At 72.0% G+C, this 18,248-nt stretch carries 16 protein-coding genes; 9 read left to right on the top strand and 7 right to left on the bottom strand.

Annotated elements, in window-relative coordinates:
- Nucleotides 1–51 precede the first annotated feature (51 nt).
- Nucleotides 52–1,662, top strand: a complete 1,611-nt coding sequence (locus HEP81_RS33620; protein ID WP_190276059.1) for a peptide-N4-asparagine amidase — start codon at nt 52–54, stop codon at nt 1,660–1,662.
- Nucleotides 1,663–1,719: 57 nt separating this feature from the next.
- Here HEP81_RS33620 and HEP81_RS33625 read toward each other — a convergent pair whose 3' ends face one another.
- On the bottom strand, nt 1,720–2,169 hold the full coding sequence (locus tag HEP81_RS33625; RefSeq protein WP_037659085.1) for a MarR family winged helix-turn-helix transcriptional regulator: 450 nt from the start codon (nt 2,167–2,169) through the stop codon (nt 1,720–1,722).
- A 114-nt stretch (nt 2,170–2,283) separates the two neighbouring features.
- Between HEP81_RS33625 and HEP81_RS33630 the strand changes: the two genes are divergently transcribed.
- Both HEP81_RS33630 and mltG read left to right on the top strand, forming a co-directional pair.
- Nucleotides 2,284–4,086, top strand: a complete 1,803-nt coding sequence (locus HEP81_RS33630) for an ABC transporter ATP-binding protein (protein ID WP_037659083.1) — start codon at nt 2,284–2,286, stop codon at nt 4,084–4,086.
- Between the two features lie 122 nt (nt 4,087–4,208).
- Nucleotides 4,209–5,132, top strand: a complete 924-nt coding sequence (gene mltG, locus HEP81_RS33635; RefSeq protein WP_078967532.1) for an endolytic transglycosylase MltG — start codon at nt 4,209–4,211, stop codon at nt 5,130–5,132.
- Nucleotides 5,133–5,192: 60 nt separating this feature from the next.
- On the opposite strand, the gene HEP81_RS33640 is transcribed toward mltG, so the two are convergent.
- Nucleotides 5,193–6,272, bottom strand: a complete 1,080-nt coding sequence (locus HEP81_RS33640) for an NAD(P)-binding domain-containing protein (protein WP_190276060.1) — start codon at nt 6,270–6,272, stop codon at nt 5,193–5,195.
- Nucleotides 6,273–6,343: 71 nt separating this feature from the next.
- Here HEP81_RS33640 and HEP81_RS33645 point away from each other — a divergent pair, with 71 nt between their 5' ends.
- The 3 genes from HEP81_RS33645 (at nt 6,344) to HEP81_RS33655 (ending at nt 9,349) form a co-directional block, all read left to right on the top strand.
- Entirely contained in the window at nt 6,344–6,766 is a 423-nt protein-coding gene (locus tag HEP81_RS33645) for a secondary thiamine-phosphate synthase enzyme YjbQ (RefSeq protein ID WP_037659080.1), read from the top strand.
- Between the two features lie 368 nt (nt 6,767–7,134).
- Entirely contained in the window at nt 7,135–7,428 is a 294-nt protein-coding gene (locus tag HEP81_RS33650; protein WP_051850383.1) for a hypothetical protein, read from the top strand.
- Between the two features lie 628 nt (nt 7,429–8,056).
- Entirely contained in the window at nt 8,057–9,349 is a 1,293-nt protein-coding gene (locus tag HEP81_RS33655) for a glycoside hydrolase family 3 N-terminal domain-containing protein (RefSeq protein ID WP_037659078.1), read from the top strand.
- 467 nt (nt 9,350–9,816) lie between these two features.
- Here the strand turns inward: HEP81_RS33655 and HEP81_RS33660 are convergent, their stop codons facing one another.
- Entirely contained in the window at nt 9,817–10,221 is a 405-nt protein-coding gene (locus HEP81_RS33660) for a DUF5997 family protein (protein ID WP_037659077.1), read from the bottom strand.
- Nucleotides 10,222–10,332: 111 nt separating this feature from the next.
- Between HEP81_RS33660 and HEP81_RS33665 the strand changes: the two genes are divergently transcribed.
- The gene (locus HEP81_RS33665; RefSeq protein WP_051850381.1) at nt 10,333–11,172 is read left to right on the top strand and encodes a LysR family substrate-binding domain-containing protein; all 840 of its coding nucleotides are present in this window, start codon (nt 10,333–10,335) and stop codon (nt 11,170–11,172) included.
- Between the two features lie 41 nt (nt 11,173–11,213).
- On the opposite strand, the gene HEP81_RS33670 is transcribed toward HEP81_RS33665, so the two are convergent.
- The 3 genes from HEP81_RS33670 to HEP81_RS33680 all read right to left on the bottom strand — a co-directional run bounded on the left by HEP81_RS33670 (nt 11,214) and on the right by HEP81_RS33680 (nt 14,004).
- Entirely contained in the window at nt 11,214–12,689 is a 1,476-nt protein-coding gene (locus HEP81_RS33670; RefSeq protein WP_037659072.1) for an MFS transporter, read from the bottom strand.
- Nucleotides 12,690–12,806: 117 nt separating this feature from the next.
- Entirely contained in the window at nt 12,807–13,508 is a 702-nt protein-coding gene (locus HEP81_RS33675) for an HAD family hydrolase (protein WP_037659170.1), read from the bottom strand.
- Nucleotides 13,509–13,527: 19 nt separating this feature from the next.
- Nucleotides 13,528–14,004, bottom strand: coding sequence for an Lrp/AsnC family transcriptional regulator (locus tag HEP81_RS33680; protein WP_172427374.1), 477 nt, complete (start codon nt 14,002–14,004; stop codon nt 13,528–13,530).
- Nucleotides 14,005–14,253: 249 nt separating this feature from the next.
- On the opposite strand from HEP81_RS33680, the gene HEP81_RS33685 reads away from it, so the two are divergent.
- Together HEP81_RS33685 and HEP81_RS33690 are read left to right on the top strand one after the other, a co-directional pair.
- A complete protein-coding gene (locus tag HEP81_RS33685) occupies nt 14,254–15,753 on the top strand; it encodes an FUSC family protein (protein ID WP_037659069.1) in 1,500 nt (499 codons plus the stop codon).
- Between the two features lie 448 nt (nt 15,754–16,201).
- The gene (locus tag HEP81_RS33690) at nt 16,202–17,230 is read left to right on the top strand and encodes a lactonase family protein (protein ID WP_037659066.1); all 1,029 of its coding nucleotides are present in this window, start codon (nt 16,202–16,204) and stop codon (nt 17,228–17,230) included.
- Nucleotides 17,231–17,320: 90 nt separating this feature from the next.
- Here the strand turns inward: HEP81_RS33690 and HEP81_RS33695 are convergent, their stop codons facing one another.
- Nucleotides 17,321–18,247, bottom strand: a complete 927-nt coding sequence (locus tag HEP81_RS33695) for a sirohydrochlorin chelatase (RefSeq protein ID WP_093679866.1) — start codon at nt 18,245–18,247, stop codon at nt 17,321–17,323.
- Nucleotide 18,248 lies beyond the last annotated feature (1 nt).

Consider the following 18,248-nt stretch of genomic DNA (forward strand, 5'->3'; position numbering starts at 1 on the left):
TCCCCCGACGCCTCATTGCGGGCGGGCCCAACTCCCCGTAGAACACCGCCCATGAGACAACGGATAGTCATGTCCATGCTTGCGACCGCGGTCCTGCTGGTCGGCGCGTTCCTCGGCGCCGGAACCGCGACCGCGCGGGCCGCCGGCGTTCCCGCCGAGTTCGGCACCGACTGGCACGACCCGGTGACCGCCGCCCCGCCCGTCGCCCGGCCGCACACCAAGTCCTGTCAGGTCACCCTGGCCGACACGCAGTTCCGCGACTTCACCCCCTACCGGGGCGCGTACACCCCGCCCAAGGGCTGCGGCGACCATTGGAGCAAGGTCGTACTCCGCCTGGACGGCACGGTGAAGGGCCGTCAGTACGACCGGCTCGGCTATCTGCACGTCGGCGGGGTCGAGATCCTGCGCACCTCCACCCCGGAGCCCTCGCCGGACGGCATCGCCTGGCACGTCGAGAAGGATGTCACCCGCTACAGCGACACCTTCCGGAGCCCGCGGGACGTCGAGATGCTGATCGGCAATGTGGTCGACGACACCTACACCGGCGTCATCGACGTCCACGTCACCCTGACGTTCTACGCGGGCAGCCCCGCCGGACGCACCCCCGACCGCGTGCTCACCCTCGCCGACACGCCCGACGGTACGACGCTCACCACGCCGCGCAACAGCGAGCGGATCGTCGCCGAGGTCTACGCGACCGGATCCGGCGGCGGCTGCGAGGAGTTCTGGTACCTGACGGTGGCCGACCCGGCGTCGTACTCCTGCAAGGCCGATCACGGCCCCTACCGCGAGGTGCAGATCAAGGTCGACGGCCGGACGGCGGGCATCGCCGCGCCCTTTCCGAACGTGTGGACAGGCGGCTGGTCCGATCCGTACCTCTGGTACGTCGTCCCGGCCCCGGGTGCCTTCGATGTCCGGCCCATCGAGTACGACCTGACCCCCTTCGCCGGACTGCTGGACGACGGCCGCCCGCACCGGGTCGAGGTATCCGTCGTGGGCGTGCCGGCGGGCCAGGCCGGCTGGAGCACCCCGGTGAACGTGCTGGTCTGGCAGGACGCGCACCGCGACCGCCTCACCGGGGCGGTCACCGAGGACACGGCGACCGACCTGGTCAACTCCTCGACCTATACACCGGGTTCGGAGAACCGGGCGGACACGAAGGCCGGGCACCGGCTCACCGTCAGCGGATACCTCGACACCTCTCACGGACGAGTGACCACCACCGTCACCCGGACCCTGGCCGACACCTCCGTCCACCGCTGGACCGACGGCGAGAACACCGACGGACTGAACGCGACCTGGACCGACGACCAGGCCGTCGCCACCACCGGGTCCGGTCCCGCGCGGTCGGCGCGCACGCTGCGGACGTACACCCTCGACGGCGTCACCACCATCGGCTCCGACGACCGGCTGCGCACCGTCCTGACGCTCGGCGACCGCGCGTCGGTGACCGAGCTGCGCGGCGGCCGGCGCACCGCGTGGTCGCGGCTGGACGACACCTACCGCGGCGACGCCTCCTACGCCCTCGACGCCCCGCGCGAGCAGCGGCACGCGGTCGGCACCTCGTCGGAGCGCTACCGGTCGTACGGCTCGGGCGGCTGCTACGACCACACGCTGGCCACCGCCCAGGGCGCGCTGACGCTGGACCGCAGGGGCTGCTAGCCGGAAGCCCCTCGGAGCCCTTCGGCGCGATGGCTCCGACCGTCGCGCCGGGGGGCCTCAGCAGGGCTTGGCGGCGTCTCCGTCAACCAGGGTGTCCAGCAGCACGCCGAGCACCTCGCGCTCCTTGCCGGTGAGCGGGGCGAGTATCTCCTCGGCCGCCGAGCGGCGCGCGCCGCGCAGTTCGCGCAGGGTCGCGCGCCCCTCGTCGGTCAGCTCGATCCGGGTCACGCGCCGGTTCGCCGGATCCGCGGCCCGGCGCACCTTGCCGCTCGCCTCCAGCCCGTCGACCAGCGTCGTCACCGCGCGCGGCACCACTTCCAGGCGCTCGGCGAGGTCGGCCATGCGTGGCGGGGAAGGGTAGTGCGCGAGGGTGCGCAGCAACCGGGACTGGGCGGGGGTGATGCCCAGCTCACGCTGTTCCAGATGGCGCTTCTGGATGCGGTGCACCCGGCGGGTGAGCCGCAGCAACTGCTCGGCGAGCAGTCCCTCGGGATCGGGGGTGGTCATGCGGGAACAATATCAGGATGCAGTTCATTGTGAGTATAGGTAACAATGAGCTACGATCCGTTCCGTCATCGCCTGCCGGTCCCGGCCGGCGACCGCTCACCTCCGTAGGAGCCCATGCATCCCGACCGTGAGTCCTCCTGGACCCCGCCCGCCGACGCCAAGGACATGCCCCGGCAGTGGCGGCGGATCCTCAAGCTGTTCCGTCCCTACCGCGGGCGGCTCGCCGTCGTCGGCCTGCTGGTCGGCGCCTCCTCGCTGGTCTCGGTGGCCACACCGTTCCTGCTCAAGGAGATCCTCGACGTCGCCATCCCGCGCGGCCGCACCGGCCTGCTGAGCCTGCTCGCGCTCGGCATGATCCTCAGCGCGGTCCTCTCCAGCGTCTTCGGCGTGCTCCAGACGCTGATCTCGACCACCGTCGGCCAGCGCGTCATGCACGACCTGCGCACCGCCGTCTACGGCCGGCTCCAGCGGATGTCGCTGGCCTTCTTCACCCGCACCCGCACCGGCGAGGTGCAGTCCCGCATAGCCAATGACATCGGCGGCATGCAGGCGACGGTCACCTCCACCGCCACCTCCCTGGTCTCCAACGCCACCAGCGTGGTCGCCACCATCGTCGCGATGGTCGCCCTCGACTGGCGGCTCACCATCGTCTCGCTGCTCCTGCTGCCGGCCTTCGTCTGGATCAGCCGCCGCGTCGGCAATGAGCGCAAGCGGATCACCACCGAGCGCCAGAAGCAGATGGCCGCGATGGCCGCCACGGTCACCGAGTCCCTCTCGGTCAGCGGCATCCTGCTCGGCCGCACCATGGGCCGCACCGACTCGCTGACCGGCTCCTTCGCCGACGAGTCCGAGCGACTGGTCGACCTGGAGGTCCGGTCGAACATGGCCGGACGCTGGCGGATGGCCGTGATCACCATCGTGATGGCCGCCATGCCCGCCGTCATCTACTGGACGGCCGGTCTCGCCCTCCAGTTCGGCGGCCCCCAGGTGTCGCTCGGCACCATCGTCGCCTTCGTCTCGCTCCAGCAGGGCCTGTTCCGCCCGGCCGTGAGCCTGCTGGCCACCGGCGTCCAGATCCAGACCTCCCTCGCGCTCTTCCAGCGCATCTTCGAGTACCTGGACCTGCCGATCGACATCACCGAGCGCCCCCGCCCAGTCCACCTCGACCGGGTCAAGGGCGAAGTCCGCTTCGAGGAGGTCGGGTTCCGCTACGACGACAAGGGCGGTCCCGTCCTCGACGGCATCGACGTCACCGTCCCCGCCGGCAGCAGCCTCGCGGTCGTCGGCCCCACCGGCGCGGGCAAGTCCACCCTGGGCTACCTGGTGCCACGGCTCTACGACGTCACCGACGGCCGGGTCACCCTCGACGGGGTCGACGTCCGCGACCTGGACTTCGACACCCTCGCCCGCGCGGTCGGCGTGGTCTCGCAGGAGACGTACCTCTTCCACGCCTCCGTCGCCGAGAACCTGCGCTTCGCCAAGCCGGGCGCCACCGACGAGGAACTGCATGCCGCGGCCCGGGCGGCGCAGATCCACGAGCACATAGCGGCGCTGCCCGACGGCTATGACACGGTCGTGGGCGAGCGCGGCCACCGCTTCTCCGGCGGCGAGAAGCAGCGCCTCGCCATAGCCCGCACCATCCTGCGTGACCCGCCGGTCCTCATCCTGGACGAGGCGACCAGCGCCCTGGACACCCGGACCGAGGCCGCCGTGCAGGAGGCCATCGACGCCCTCTCGGCGAACCGTACGACGATCACCATCGCCCACCGGCTGTCCACCGTCCGCGACGCCGACCAGATCGTGGTGCTGGACTCCGGGCATGTCGCCGAACGCGGCACGCACGAGGAACTGCTGGAGCGCGACGGGCGGTACGCCGCCCTGGTGCGCAGGGACGCGCAACTGGAGCCGGCCGGGTGAAAGCGGCGACCAGAGGTCAAGGGCACGGACGGGCGTCCGGCGCCTCGGACCGAGACGGGTGACTGGGCCGACGAGCTGAATATATGTCGTGTTTGCGGTGATTCGCGTATTACGGTTCCCGCATGCTGATGCACATTCCGCCACGGAGAAGGACCCGACTGACACGCCGGGGCAGACTCGCTCTCGTCGTGGCCGGCGCCGTCGTCGCCGGCACCGCCGTGGCGGTGCCGCTGCTGACGGTGGCCGAGCACCATGAGGCGCCCAGGCCCGCCGCGCTCGTCGTCCCGGAGGGCTGGCGCGCGACCCAGGTCTACGACGCGATCGACAAGGCGCTCGCCCTGCCTTCGGGTAGCACCCGCGGCTCGCTCGGCAAGGCCCGGCTGACGCTGCCCAAGGACGCCGGGGGCAACCCGGAGGGCTATCTCTTCCCGACGTCCTACCCCTTGCGCAAGGGCGCGACCCCCGAGTCCGTGCTGCGGTCCATGGTGGACACCGCCCACGAGAAGTTCGACGGCGCACCGGTCGCGGCCGGGGCGCAGCGCAACTCGATGAACGTCTACCAGGCCCTCACCATCGCCAGCATCGTCCAGGCCCAGGCCGTGAAGAAGGAGGACATGGGCAAGGTCGCCCGGGTCATCCTCAACCGGCTGGAGCGCGGGATGCCGCTGCAACTGGACTCCACGCTCATCTACGCGCTGGGCCGCGCGCGCACCACCGAGGACGACACCAGGAGCGACAGCCCCTACAACACCTATCAGCGCATGGGCCTGCCGCCGACGCCGATCGGCAGTCCCGGCGAGGACGCGATGCGCGCCGCCATCAATCCGACGCCGGGCGACTGGCTGTACTTCGTGACGGTCAAGCCCGGGGACACGCGCTTCACCGCCGACTACGACACACACATGCGCAATGTGGCGGACTTCAACTCCGAGCAGCAGAAGGTCGGGCAGCAGGCGGGCCAGGGCCAGAGCCCGTCGCCGAACCAGAGCCCGTCACCGAGCCACTCCACGTCCCCGTCCGCGACACGGTCCGGCAAGGCAGGCTGAGAGGGCGTCGACCGGTCCTGCGCCGACCGGTTCAACGGGGCGCGGCGGTCCGGCGGTTCGTCATGCGGCGGCCGGTCGGTCCTCCGCCAGCAACCGCCTGATGTCCCGTACGGCCGCGCGACCGGCCCGGTTGGCGCCGATGGTGCTGGCCGAGGGGCCGTAGCCGACGAGGTGGATCCGGGGATCGGCCGCGGTGCGCGTCCCCTCCATGCGGATCCCGCCGCCCGGTGCGCGCAGCCGCAGCGGGGCGAGATGGCCGAGCGCCGGCCGGAACCCGGTCGCCCACAGGATCACATCGGCGTCCACGCGGCCGCCGTCCCGCCATTCCACGCCGTCGGGGGTGATCCGGTCGAACATCGGCCGCCGGTCCAGGACGCCGTCCGCGAGTCCCCGGCGGATCGCGTCGTTCAGGGGCAGCCCGGTGACCGAGACCACGCTGCGCGGCGGCAGCCCCTCGCGCACCCGTTCCTCCACCAGCGCGACGGCGGCCCGCCCGGCGCCCTCGTCGAACGGGCCCTCGCGGAAGACCGGCGGCCGCCGGGTGACCCAGGTGGTCGCGGCGGCGTACGGGGCGAGTTCCAGCAGATGCTGGGTGCCGGAGGCGCCGCCGCCGACGACCACCACCCGCTTCCCGGCGAACTCCGCGGGCCCGGCGTACTGCGCGGTGTGCAACTGCCGCCCGCGGAAGGTCTCCTGGCCCGGATAGTGCGGCCGGAACGGATGATCCCAGGTGCCGGTCGCGTTGATCAGCGCCCGGGTCGACCAGATGCCGTCGGCGGTCTCCACGAGCAGCCGCCCGCCGTCCCCCTCGCGCACCGCCCGCACCGCCACCGGGCGCCGTACCCGCAGGTCGAAGGCGTGCTCGTACCGATCGAAGTACGCGCCGATCACCTCGGCCGAGGGGCGCGCGGGATCGGCGTCGGTCAGCTCCATGCCGGGCAGCGCGTGCATCCCGTGCACCTTGCCGTATGTCAGCGAGGGCCAGCGGAACTGCCAGGCGCCACCCGGTGCGGGGGAGTGGTCGAGGACCACGAAGTCGCGGTCCGGCTCGAATCCGGTGCGGCGCAAGTGATAGGCGCCGGCCAGTCCTGCCTGACCAGCGCCTACGACGACCACCTCGACCTCACGCAATTCGTTCACGCTTCTACCAACAGCGTGCCGTGCGCGGCTCTTCCCACCCGCTGTCGTACCCATGCGTCAGGATGGGAGCCATGTCAGATGCCTTCACCACCCGAATCCTGAACGTCTCCACCGGCAGCCGGGAACGCGTCGTCGACCTCACCGGGGACTGCGAGGACTTCCTGCGGGATGCGGCGGGCGGTCGCGACGGCCTGCTGAACATCTTCGTCCCGCACGCCACCGCCGGGATCGCCGTCATCGAGACCGGCGCGGGCAGCGACGACGACCTTCTCGCCGCCCTGCACACCCTGCTCCCCGCCGACGACCGCTGGCAACACCGCCACGGCAGCCCCGGCCACGGCCGCGACCACGTCCTCCCGGCGCTGGTCCCACCACACGCCACGTTGCCGGTGATCGCCGGCCACCTGGAACTCGGCACGTGGCAGTCGGTGTGTCTGGTGGACACGAACAAGGACAACCCCGAGCGCACGGTGCGTCTCAGTTTCCTCGGCTGAGTTTCCTGGAGTGAGGGACGTTTCCGCTCGTGGGCTGTACGACCGGTGAACACCGGCCACGATGGCTGGGGCGCGTGGTGGCTGTGGCGGACGGACCGGCCGGCCCAACATCTCCTGGACGCAGCTCACTTCCAGTGCTTCGGCGTCCCTTCGGCCCGAGCCGTTGCGACACCCCACTTGCGGTCGGCGGGACTTCTGTCTGGCCTGCGGACAGGAGTGGAGCCTGGGACGGTACCTGGGCCACCTCCGGTCACGTGGAGGTATGGAGCGTCGGAACACGCCCTCGCCACCACCTCTTTCCACACTCCTACGCACCCATCACCCCTCCTGTCCGGCTGCCGTCCACAGGATGGGCGAGAGGCGTTTCCTTGACCGTCTACTCTCAGCACGCCAATCGCGGTAAGTCTCAGATTCTGGCGACCTATCAGAGTGCGGATGGCGTCGTGTCCAAGACCGTGACGAGCCTTGGCGACGCGCGCCTCGCGGCTCCGATCGTCGACGCTCTCAGTCGGATCTCCGCTTTCGCCACCGTCCCTGTCGGCGTCCACGACCGCCGCGAGCGGCGTGGGCGCGCCTGCCCGCACCAGCACCTTGCGGCGCTGACCGACGCCGCTGTCCGAGCCGCTCTGCTCACCGGTGCCCATAGCCTGTGGTACGAGTAGGGCGATCCATTCCGAACTCAAGCTGGAAGAAAGCGAGTTGCGTGCGGCACTCGCCGAATACTCAGGGACTTCCTCGGAGGATGAGCCGGAGATCGAACGCCACCGGAGGAACGGGAGAAGGCCGCCGCTGACCTCCGGGTGCTGGTCGCAGCACACTCCAGGGTCGACGGGATGTTGGCGTCACTGGACGATGCCGGCAGTGTCATCTTCGCGGAGCCGTATGACTCCGACGGTTTCCACATGACGGTCCAAGCACCAGAACCCGGTGATGCCGAGCTTCCTGGGAGATCGAGATCGGACGTTGGGAGCCGGACGACCCCGATGAAGCGTACGGAGACCACACCAGTGCGACGGGAAGGTCCGTGATCTGCTGTGCTCTTCGGGTTGCACCGAGCGCCGAGGAGATCGTCCATTTGCTGAAGTGGTGACCCCGCACTACGGCTCCTGACCGGGTCCCTGGAGGGCTTCTGCACGCCTCGCCGGCGCCCGTGCTCGCTCACCTCCGTCGTGGGGCGAACAAATGCTCAATCACGTACGGTGTGGTGGACGCAGCAAGCCGGGCTCGCCGCGACAGAAGTGGTTGCGCAGTACGCGGCAGTCCCGGTCCGTTCAGGCCGGGAGAGGAAGCATGAGAATACGCGTCCGGCAGCGGCCCAGGAGCCGCCGCACAGCCCTGCGCACCGGGGTTCCGCTGACCACTCTGGCGCTCGCCGTCGCCGGCTGCGGGGCATCGGTCACGCCCGGGACGACCACGACCTCCCTCCGAAACACCGTCGCCACCCAGGGCACACCGACTCCGGGCGCCACGAGCCCGACGCCGAGCCCCACCGGCACCGCCACCGCGCACACCGCCCCGATGGCGACCGCCACCTCCTGCACCGATCAGATCCTGGCCGGTATGACCACGGCTCAGCGGGTCGGACAGCTCTTCATGGGCGGTGTCAACGCCGCCCAACCGGACCAGGCCCAGCTGCGCATCCTGCGGGACAACCACGTGGGCTCCGTCATGCTGACCGGCCGCAGCTCCGCCGGTACGGCGGCGACCCGGAAGATCGTCGACGGTTTCCGGGGCCAGGCGGACCGGGTCGGCGGCAAGCAGGTCGGCCTGGTGGTGGCGACGGACCAGGAGGGCGGCAAGGTACAGGTGCTCAACGGTCCCGGCTTCTCGGCCATGCCCAATGGGGTGACCCAGGGCAAGAAGTCGACCACGATGCTGCGCGCCGAGGCCGCCATCTGGGCCCAGCAACTCAAGCGCGCCGGGGTCGATCTGAACCTGGCACCGGTCGCCGACGTGGTCCCCGCCTCGCTGGGCACCCGCAACATCCCCATCGGCTCCTTCCAGCGCGAGTACGGCAACACCCCGGGCCCCGTGACCTCCCACACCGGTGCCTTCGCCGCGGGCTTCAAGCAGTCGGGCGTGATGACCACGCTCAAGCACTTCCCGGGGCTGGGCCAGGTGATCGGCAACACCGACACCACCGCCAATGTCGTGGACTCGGTGACGACCAGCACCAGCGCCAGCCTCGACCCGTTCAAGTCCGGGATCCAGGCCGGATCGCCCTTCGTGATGGTCTCCTCGGCCACCTACAACAAGATCGACGCCCAGCACATCGCGGCCTTCTCGCCGACGGTCATCGGCCAACTGCTGCGCGGCCAGATGGGCTTCAAGGGCGTGGTCATCTCGGACGACATCGGGAACGCGGTCGCCGTACGGTCCTTCACCCCTGCCCAGCGGGCGTTGAACTTCACCTCGGCCGGCGGGGACATGATCCTCACGGTACGGCCGGACGTCATACCCGCGATGGCGCAGGCCATCCAGACCCGGATGGGGCAGGACGCCTCCTACCGGGCCAAGATCGACGACAGTGTGCGCCGGATACTCGACGCCAAGCACAACGCGGGCCTTCTCCAATGCAGTTGAGGTCTTGAGACCTTGAAGCCTTAGGTCTTGAGGCCCGGGTCGGCCGCGTGGCGAGGTCAGGACGTCCACGCGGCCAGGCACAGCGTGCGGTCCAGCTCACTCGTGCAATGGGCCGCGGCCAGCCAGGCGCGGGCGAAGCGGTCGGGGTCGGTGGGGCGCAGGCGGCCGCAGACGTCATGCGCGCGGTCCGCGGCGGCGGGGTGCAGGTCCGTGAGGAGTTCGGCCGCCGTCGCGAGCCCGGACCGGCGCAGCGATCTTCGGTGACACCGACTTCAACATCCGCCCGGACGCGTTGCGGCACCACCTTCTTGCCGTCGAGGGCGACCTCGTACTCACCGGCCGACACCCACCCCATACGTGCCTCCCGCCCCGCAATGATCAAGTGACGGGAACTCTAGAGGCGACCACTGACAGCGCCCTCCGACGAACGGAGGGCGCTGGGGGCAAGCCTGTGGAGAAGCGGGGGATCAGCTCTGCGACGAGTCCTTCGCCGCGTCCTTCTGCTGCTTCAGGTTCTTGATCCGCGCCGCTTCCTTGCGGACCTCGACCTGGGTGGCCTGCTCCTTGAGGAGCCACTCGGGCCGCTCCTGCTTGAGCGCCTCGATCTGCTCCGTGGTCAGCGCCTCGGTGACGCCGCCGCGCGCCAGACCGGCGATGGAGACGCCGAGCTTCGAGGCGACCACCGGACGTGGGTGCGGACCGTTGAGACGCAGCTCGCGCAGCCACTGGGGCGGGTCGGTCTGGAGCTCGTTGAGCTCGGCACGCGAGACCGCACCCTCCTGGAAGGAGGCGGGGGTGGCGGGGAGGTACACACCCAGCTTCTTCGCCGCGGTCGCGGGCTTCATCGTCTGGGTGCTCTGCTGCGACTTCATGAGGACAAGGGTATCGGCCGTGCGTGCGGGAGCCGACCACGAGCCGGGCGGCGGACGCAGGGGATCACGGCCGGTGACCATGGGCGGGGCCGCGGCCGGTAACCTGGCCTGGTGACAGGCTCGGAGGAATCACCGTCGTTCCGGCTCGCGTACGTCCCCGGAGTGACACCCGCCAAATGGGTGAAGGTCTGGCACGAACGCCTGCCCGACATCCCGCTCACCCTCACGCAGGTCCCGGCCGCCGAGGCGCCGGAGCTGATGCGCGCGGGGGAAGCCGACGCGGGTCTTGTACGGCTGCCCGTGGACCGCGACTTCTTCAGCGCGATCCCGCTCTACACCGAGACCAGCGTGGTCGTCGTCCCCAAGGACCATGTGATCACGGCCGCCGACGAGGTCACCCTGGAGGACCTCGCCGACGAGGTGCTCTTCCATCCCCTGGACGACGTCTTCGACTGGGACCGGCCGCCCGGCGAGGCCGCGTTCGAGCGGCCCGCGACGACCCTGGACGCGATCGAGCTGGTCGCGGCGAACGTCGGCCTCCTCGTCGTCCCGCAGTCGCTGGCCCGCCTCCACCACCGCCGCGACCTCACCTACCGCCCGGTCACCGACGCGCCCCAGTCCGGCGTCGCCCTGTCCTGGCCGGAGGCGGCCACCACCGATCTGGTCGAGGAGTTCATCGGCATCGTCCGGGGCCGCACGGTCAACAGCACCCGGGGGCGCGGAGCGGCGGGCCGCCCGGCGGACGGCGGTACGGCGGAGGGCCGTACGGCCAAGCCGGGAGCCAAATCGGCGGGCAAGCCCCAGGGCGACAGGAAGTCCCGGGGCGCCGGTCAGTCCGGCGCCCGGCAGAAGCCCGGGGCCGCCAAGTCCTCGGGCGGCCGGGGACAGCGGGCCCGCACGGGCGGAGCCAAGCCGGCGGCGAAGCGCGGGAAGCCGAAGAAGCGCTCATAGGGCCGGGCGACGCGCCGAGGCGCTCTCGGGCCGAGCGTTTCTCAAACCGCCTGATCGTGTTCCTCCGGCCGTGCCGCGCCGCGCACCGCGCCCAGCGGTTCCGTCTGTCGTTCCCGCAGGTCGGCCACCGCGAGGACCAGGGCGAGGACGATGATGCCCACGGCGGTCAGCAGACCCAGCTGGAGCGCCCGCGCCGGGCTGCCGTGGTTGGCCAGGTGGGCGAAGTACACCGCGCCCACGGCGGCGATCCCGGCGGCCGAGCCGATGCGCTGGGCGGTCACCAGCACCCCGCCCGCCGCGCCCGCCCGCTGCACGGGAACGGTCGCCAGGGTGAGCGTGGTGTTGGGGGAGATGGTGACGCCCGAGCCGAGGCCCGCGATCAGCAGGGGCAGCGCCGCCGCCCAGGCCACGCCCTGCCCCGGCACCAGCTGCACCGTCGCGATCACCGCGAGCAGGCCCAGCGCCACCACCGCCAGCCCGGCGACCACCAGCTTGCGCCCGTGCCGTACGACGAGTCGGCCGCTCACCCCCGCGCCGATCGCCGAACCGCACGCGAACGGCAGCGAGGAGAACCCGGCCGCGAGCGCCGTGTAGCCCACGCCGTTCTGGAGGAACAGCGTGTAGACGAAGAAGAGCGTGGTGAAACCCGCGAAGTAGACCAGATTCAGCAGCACCCCGAGCGAGAAGGACCGCTGGGCGAACAGCCGCAGGTCCAGCAGCGGCGCCTGCCCCCACCAGCCCTGCCAGCGCTCCCACGCCCAGAATCCCGCCAGCAGCAGCGCGGCCACCGGCAGCAGCGCCCACTTCAGCCGGCCCGTCCACTGCTGCTCCTGCACCAGGGGCAGCATCAGCGCCAGCACGCCGGTGCCGAGGAGCAGCACACCGGTCAGGTCGATGCCCTCGCGCCTGCCGGTCGCGGGCGGGGTGCGCGGCAGCAGCCGCAGCGCCGCGCAGAAGGCGGCGACACCGATCGGCAGGTTGACGTAGAACACCCAGCGCCAGCCGTCGTCGGTGCCGAACAGATGGATCAGCAGTCCGCCGGCGGGCGGCCCGATCGCCGTGGACAGCCCGACGACGCTGCCCAGCATGCCGAACGCCCGTGCCCGCTCGGTGCCCCGGAACATCTGCTGGATCAGCCCGGTGGTCTGCGGCGCCAGGATGCCGGAGGCCACGCCCTGCGACAGCCGGAAGAACACCAGCCAGCCGGCGTCGGTGGCCAGTCCGCACGCGGCCGAGGCCAGCGTGAACAGGGCGAGCCCGTACAGGAAGACCGTGCGCCGTCCGCGCAGGTCCCCGAGCCGCCCGGCGGGCACGAGGGCGAGTCCGAAGGTGAGCGCGTAGCCCGAGACGACCCAGGACAGGGCGGCGGTGTCGGCGCCGAGGCCGCGTTCCATCGAGGGCAGGGCGACATTCACGATCGAACTGTCCAGCAGCGTCATGAAGCCCGCCGTGAGACAGACCCAGAGCGCCTGCCAGCGGCGCCGGTCGTCGGCCGGCCGGGCCGTGTCCATGGTCATGGGGGCCACGCTAAGCAGCGGCCGGCCCTTGTGCGGGTAAGCGAGGAAAATCCGGCGCGTCGGTGTTTGTCCTGCTATAGAGCACCAAGTGTCGCGTCGCATTCGGGGTCTCAGGCATCAGGCGGAGTTCGTGGCGGCCGTTCCCCGGAGCCAGGCGTACGCCGAGCGGGCCGTGAACTCCTTCTGGCCGCCGCGCAGCAGCAGGCTCGCCGTGGCGAACCCGGGATCGTCGGCCTGCTCGGCGACATAGGGGACGGCGATACAGCGCATCCCGGCGGCGTGCGCGGCGGCCGCGCCCGGAGCCGCGTCCTCCAGGACCACGCAGTCGTACGGATCCGCCCCGAGCCGCCGGGCGGCCTCCAGGAAGGTGTCCGGCGCCGGCTTGCCGCGCGCGACGTCGGCCGCCGAGACCACCACGGAGACCAGGGCGTCGAGGCCGGTGCCGGCCAGGACCGCGGCCACGGCCTCGGGGGAGGAACCCGAGGCCACCGCGGCCGGTACGCCGTCGGCGGCCAGCAGCTCAAGCAGCGCCCGCATCTCGGGATACACGCGCGTGTCGGCGCGGGCCAGCTCCAGATAGCGCCGGTCCGTCGCGGCCAGCAGTTCCTCGGCCGGGGCAACCAGCCCGTAGCGATCCCGCCAGAGCAGGACCGTGTCCCGGGTGCTGACACCGACGTAGCTCTCGTGGTCCGTCCAGGTGTAGTCCGGGACGCCGTACTCGGCCAGGGCCAGACGGCTCGCCTCGTAGTAGTTCGGCTCGCTGTCCACCAGCGTTCCGTCGAGATCGAAGATGACCGCGAGGGCGCCGAGATCGCTCATGCGCTCCAGCATGCCGGGATCAGGCGCGGGCGGCGCGGCCCACCGCCTCCACCAGGGGCCCCAGCCGGTAGGGGACGCGCTCGCGCAGGGCCACCTCGGTACGGGTGCGGACCACACCCGGCAGGCTGATCAGTTTCTGGATGACATCCTCCAGATGGGCGTTGTCCCGGCCCACCACGCGGGCGAGCAGATCACCGCCGCCCGTGATCGAGAACGCCTCCACGATCTCCGGCACCGCCGCCAGCGCGTCCCCGACATCGTCCAGGTGGCCCTGGGTGACCTCGATGTGCACGAACGCGAGCACGGGGTGGTCCAGGGCGGCGGGGGACAGGGAGGGGCCCGTACCGGTGATCACCCCGTCCCGCTCCATGCGGTCGAGCCGGGCCTGGAGCGTGCCGCGGGCTATGCCGAGAATCCGGGCGTACTCGCGCACGCTGGTGCGCGGCTGCTCCAGAAGCAGTCGCAGGATGCGGGTGTCGAGCTCGTCCACGGCCATGATGTACGACTGTACCAATGGCCCAGTACCCGTTCGGACCGCTGTGCCGCTCGACCTGCGCCGTTGGCGTCGCGGGGGCTCTGCGACAGGGCCTTGTGCTGGGCCGTTGGCCCACTGAATCGAGCATCACTTGAGCCACTGCGGTAGGGGATGCTCTTATAGACATGTCGATGGCGCTGCGGATCCCCGCGGCGCCTTTTGTTTTCAGGTCTTCCTTGGTCGTCCAAGGTGTCCATGGGGAGGGCAGCAGTGCTGAAGAAGGTGTTCGTGGCTCCGGACCCGGGTCGGGCGCGATTGCGCTGGGCGTCCCGGGCCGTCCTCGGCATCGGGCTCGCCGTGGTGGTCTGCCTGCTCGTCGGGCACTCCGTCGTCGGCGCGGTCACCGGCGGGCTCGCGGCGCTGCTCGCGCTGTTCACCGTCGCCGACCCCACCGTGCGCGGGCAGGCGGTCACCACCGCCCTGCTGCCGGTCGTGGGCCTGCCGGTGCTCGGCGCCGCGGCCGCGCTGCACCCGTATCCGGTGGCGCGGGACCTCGCCTTCCTCGCCGTCGTCGGCGCCGGGGTGTACGCCCGGCGCTGGGGGCCGCGCGGGCACAGCCTCGGGGTGTTCGCCTTCATGATGTTCTTCACCGCCCAGTTCCTGCACGCCGCCCCCGACCGGCTGCCCGAGCTGTCCGCCGCCGTACTGCTGTCTGTGCTCAGCGCGGCCGCGGTGCGCTTCGGGCTGTGGTGCTACGAGCGCAGCCTGCCCCCGGCCGCCGCCCCCGCCCCCCTGTCCAGCGGCGGCGGGCTCGCCCGGGTGACCACGCGCCAGGCGGTCCAGGCGATGGCGGGCGCGGGCTTCGCGCTGGTCGTGGGCGAGCTGGTGTCCGGCCAGCGGTGGTACTGGGCCGTCGGCGCCACCTGGTGGGTCTTCGTCAACACCGCCTCGCGCGGCGAGACGCTGGTACGGGGCTTCCGCCGGGTCCTCGGCACGCTGATCGGCGTCGGCCTGGGCTTCCTCGTCGCCGTACCGCTGCACGGCGCGCCGGTGCCGACGGCCGCGCTGCTCGCGGTCGCCGTCTTCGGCATCTTCTACTCCGCCGCCGTCTCCTACACCTGGATGATGCTCTGGGTGACGGTCCTCGCCGAACTCCTCTACGGTCTGCTCGGCGTCCTCACTCCGGGACTGCTGGCGCTGCGGCTCGGGGAGACCGCGGTGGGCGCGTTCGGCGCCGCGCTCGCGGTGTTGTTCCTGCTGCCGGTGACCACGCACGCCACGACGGACGCGTGGATCGAGCGGGCCCTGCGGTGCGTGCACGCCTGTACGGCGGAGGCGGCGGCGCGGCTCGCGGGCTCGCCGACGGCGGATCCCGGACCGCGGGTGGCCGAGCTGGAGAGGCTGCTCGAACGGGTGCGGCTGTCCGTGGCGCCGCTGGTGCATCCGCTGAACCCGCTGCCGGCCCGTAAGCGGCGGGCCCGCAGGGTGCTGGCGCTGCTCGACGACTGCGCGCGTGAGATCCGGGGGCTGGTGGCTGTCGCGGCGGATCCGGAGGCGTCGCACGACGCACGGCTCGCGGCGGCGTGCGGGCGGGTGGAGTCGGCGGTCGAGGCGCTGACGGGGGGCTCCGCGGGGCCGGCGGTCACGGCGACCGAGTCTCCGGCGTCGCCGGCGCTGGCGCATGTGCATGGCCTTGAGCATGCGTTGGCTGCGCTGGCGGAGCCGTTGCGGGAGACGGCGGGGGCGAGGTTGGTGGGGGCGGGAGCCTGATGGCTGGTGGTGGGTGAGTCTTCTTGGGGGCTGATGAGGGGGACGAGGGTGCGGATCCGTCGTGGCTGGTCGCGCAGTTCCCCGCGCCCCTGGGGAACTGCCGTGCCGTCGGCCGAGAAGTGGACGCTTCCGTGCAGAACGGCTCGCCGGCCCGGCGCGCGTGCGGGAGCCGCCCGCTTTGAAGACCGCCTCGCGCCCGTAAAGGGCAACAGATCCGCCCAGCCCCTGCCGTAGCCCCCGGCCGCAGCCGCGCGCAAGCGCCGGCGACCGGCCCCGCGCTCGCCCCGCGCTCGGCGCCGAGCTGCGCCGCAGACCTACCCCCGGCCCCCTCCGGAGGATGCCGCAGCGGAGTGAAGAACTCCCGGCCCACGCCGTTCTCTTGGTCTAGACCGAACTAGGTCGGCTGCTACCGTCGGCGCGTGACGGGCTTGACCGAGAGGGGACAGCGGTGGTGCGGAGCGGTGGCGGCAGGGTGTTCATCGGGTCGTTCACGGCGGCGGGCGGCCCGGGGCTGGTGATCGCCGAGGCCGCGGCGCAGGGCGGTGCGCTCACCCTCGTCGCCGCCGTCAACGACGTGCCGGACCCCTCCTACCTGGCCCTCTCCCCGGACGGCGGCATGCTCTACGCGGTCAGCGAGACCGCCGAGGGCGCCGTGGCCGCCTATCGTGTCGACGGCGGCCGTACGGAGCTCGCCGGACCGTCCGTGCCGGTGGACGGCAGCGGACCCACGCATCTGAGCTTGTACGCCGGGCATGTGCTGACCGCCAACTACGGCTGCGGCAGCGTCACCGCCGTAGCGCTGCGCCCGGACGGCACCCTCGCCGCGAAGCCCTCCGGCCGGCTCCAGCACACCGGCTCGGGGCCGCACGACCGCCGGCAGCGTGGCCCGCACGCTCACCAGGTGCAGCCGGACCCCAGCGGCCGCTGGGCGGTGAGCGTCGACCTCGGGACCGACTCGGTGCGGGTGTGCACGCTGGAGGCCGGTGCCCCGGCACTGCACCGCGAGTGCGCGCTGCGACCCGGCTCCGGGCCCCGCCACCTGGCCTTTCATCCCGACGGCGAGCACGCCTACGTCGTCAACGAACTCACCCCGACGGTGACCGTGTGCCGCTGGGACGCCTCGGCCGGCTCTCTGAAGCCGCTCACCGAGGTCCCCCTGCTGCCGGGCGCCCCGGTCGGCGACGCCTACCCCTCGGGGATCGTGGTCGCCCCCGACGGCCGCTTCGTGTGGACGGCGACCCGGGGCGAGGACGTCCTGTCGGTGCTCGCCGTCGAGGGGGACGGCCTCAGACTGCTCGGCACCGTGCCCTGCGGCGGCCACTGGCCCCGCGCCCTGGCCGCGCACGACGGCTTCCTGTACGTGGCCAACGAGCGCTCCGGCGACGTCTGCTGGTTCGCCGTGGACGAGGCGACCGGAGTACCGCGCTACGACGGCTCGGTGCAGGTCGCCGCGGCCTCGTGCGTCGTCTTCGGCTGAGCGCGCACGACACTGGGTCCCCGGCAAGGCGAAGGACCCGCTCCCGAGGGGAGCGGGCCCTGCCTGTGCGAATTTCCGTTTTCGGTGCCGTCAGCGGACCGGGGTGCCCTGCGCCTGCTGCGGCGCGATACCCAGGGCCGTCGTGTACTTGGCGAGGGCCAGCTTGCCGATCGCCGGGTAGGCGCCCAGCGGCTCGGCCATCGAGCAGCCCACCTCGTCGGCGGCGGCCGCGAGCAGCGTCGCGTCGATCTCCGGGCCGACCAGATACGGCGCGAGCGCCAGCTGCTGCGAACCGGAGGAACGCAGCTGCTCGGCGACCGAGGAGATGGAACCCTCCTGGTCCAGGGCCGCCGCCATCACCGGCACGGCCAGGCGCGCGGCGAGCAGCATGCCGGTGATCCCGGCCGCCTGCACGGCCTCCTCTCCGCCTACGGAGGCCAGCACGATGCCGTCGGCGGCCGTGGCCACGGTGAACAGCCGGGCGCGGTCCGCGCGGGCCAGGCCCGCCTCGGACAGCCGTACGTGCAGCGCCTCGGCGAGCAGCGGGTGCGGGCCGAGGACATCGGTCAGCTCGGCCGCGACCCGGCTGTCGTTCACCGACTGGCGGATCTGCCGCAGCAGCGCGTTGTCCGGACCGGCCAGCAGCGGTACGACGACGGCGACCGGGCCGTCGGGCTCCCGCAGGCCCTCGACGCCGGCGGCGACGGCCTGCTCGTAACGGGCCGTACGCTCCTCGGCGGCGTGCGCAAGAACCGACCGCAGCGAGGGAAACTCGGCGTCGTCACCGTCCAGGTAGCCGATCCGGGCATTCAGGCCGGGCAGCTCGGAACGGGCGATGCTCACGACCTCCTCGGCGAGGCCACGCGTGGCAGCGCTGGGCACACCGGGCACCGCGAGGACGAGCGCGGGCGCGCCCTCGGGAGCCACCAGCGGTTCGGGCCGGCGGTGCCGTCCGGGCTGGCGGGGTCGCGGCATTCGTACTGGGAGGCCGGACTCGGGTCCAGTGGAGGAGCTCATG

It is taken from the genome of Streptomyces griseofuscus (assembly GCF_014673495.1).
GTDB classification, from domain to species: Bacteria; Actinomycetota; Actinomycetes; order Streptomycetales; family Streptomycetaceae; genus Streptomyces; species Streptomyces murinus.

Bases quoted from the DNA above. Each gene is read 5' to 3' on its own strand.
- HEP81_RS33620 (WP_190276059.1), top strand. From the start codon at position 52: ATGAGACAACGGATAGTCATGTCCATGCTTGCGACCGCGGTCCTGCTG.
- HEP81_RS33630 (WP_037659083.1), top strand. From the start codon at position 2,284: ATGCATCCCGACCGTGAGTCCTCCTGGACCCCGCCCGCCGACGCCAAG.
- HEP81_RS33625 (WP_037659085.1), bottom strand. From the start codon at position 2,169: ATGACCACCCCCGATCCCGAGGGACTGCTCGCCGAGCAGTTGCTGCGG.
- HEP81_RS33645 (WP_037659080.1), top strand. From the start codon at position 6,344: ATGTCAGATGCCTTCACCACCCGAATCCTGAACGTCTCCACCGGCAGC.
- HEP81_RS33660 (WP_037659077.1), bottom strand. From the start codon at position 10,221: ATGAAGTCGCAGCAGAGCACCCAGACGATGAAGCCCGCGACCGCGGCG.
- HEP81_RS33680 (WP_172427374.1), bottom strand. From the start codon at position 14,004: ATGGCCGTGGACGAGCTCGACACCCGCATCCTGCGACTGCTTCTGGAG.
- HEP81_RS33675 (WP_037659170.1), bottom strand. From the start codon at position 13,508: ATGAGCGATCTCGGCGCCCTCGCGGTCATCTTCGATCTCGACGGAACG.
- HEP81_RS33670 (WP_037659072.1), bottom strand. From the start codon at position 12,689: ATGACCATGGACACGGCCCGGCCGGCCGACGACCGGCGCCGCTGGCAG.
- mltG (WP_078967532.1), top strand. From the start codon at position 4,209: ATGCTGATGCACATTCCGCCACGGAGAAGGACCCGACTGACACGCCGG.
- HEP81_RS33695 (WP_093679866.1), bottom strand. From the start codon at position 18,247: ATGAGCTCCTCCACTGGACCCGAGTCCGGCCTCCCAGTACGAATGCCG.
- HEP81_RS33655 (WP_037659078.1), top strand. From the start codon at position 8,057: ATGAGAATACGCGTCCGGCAGCGGCCCAGGAGCCGCCGCACAGCCCTG.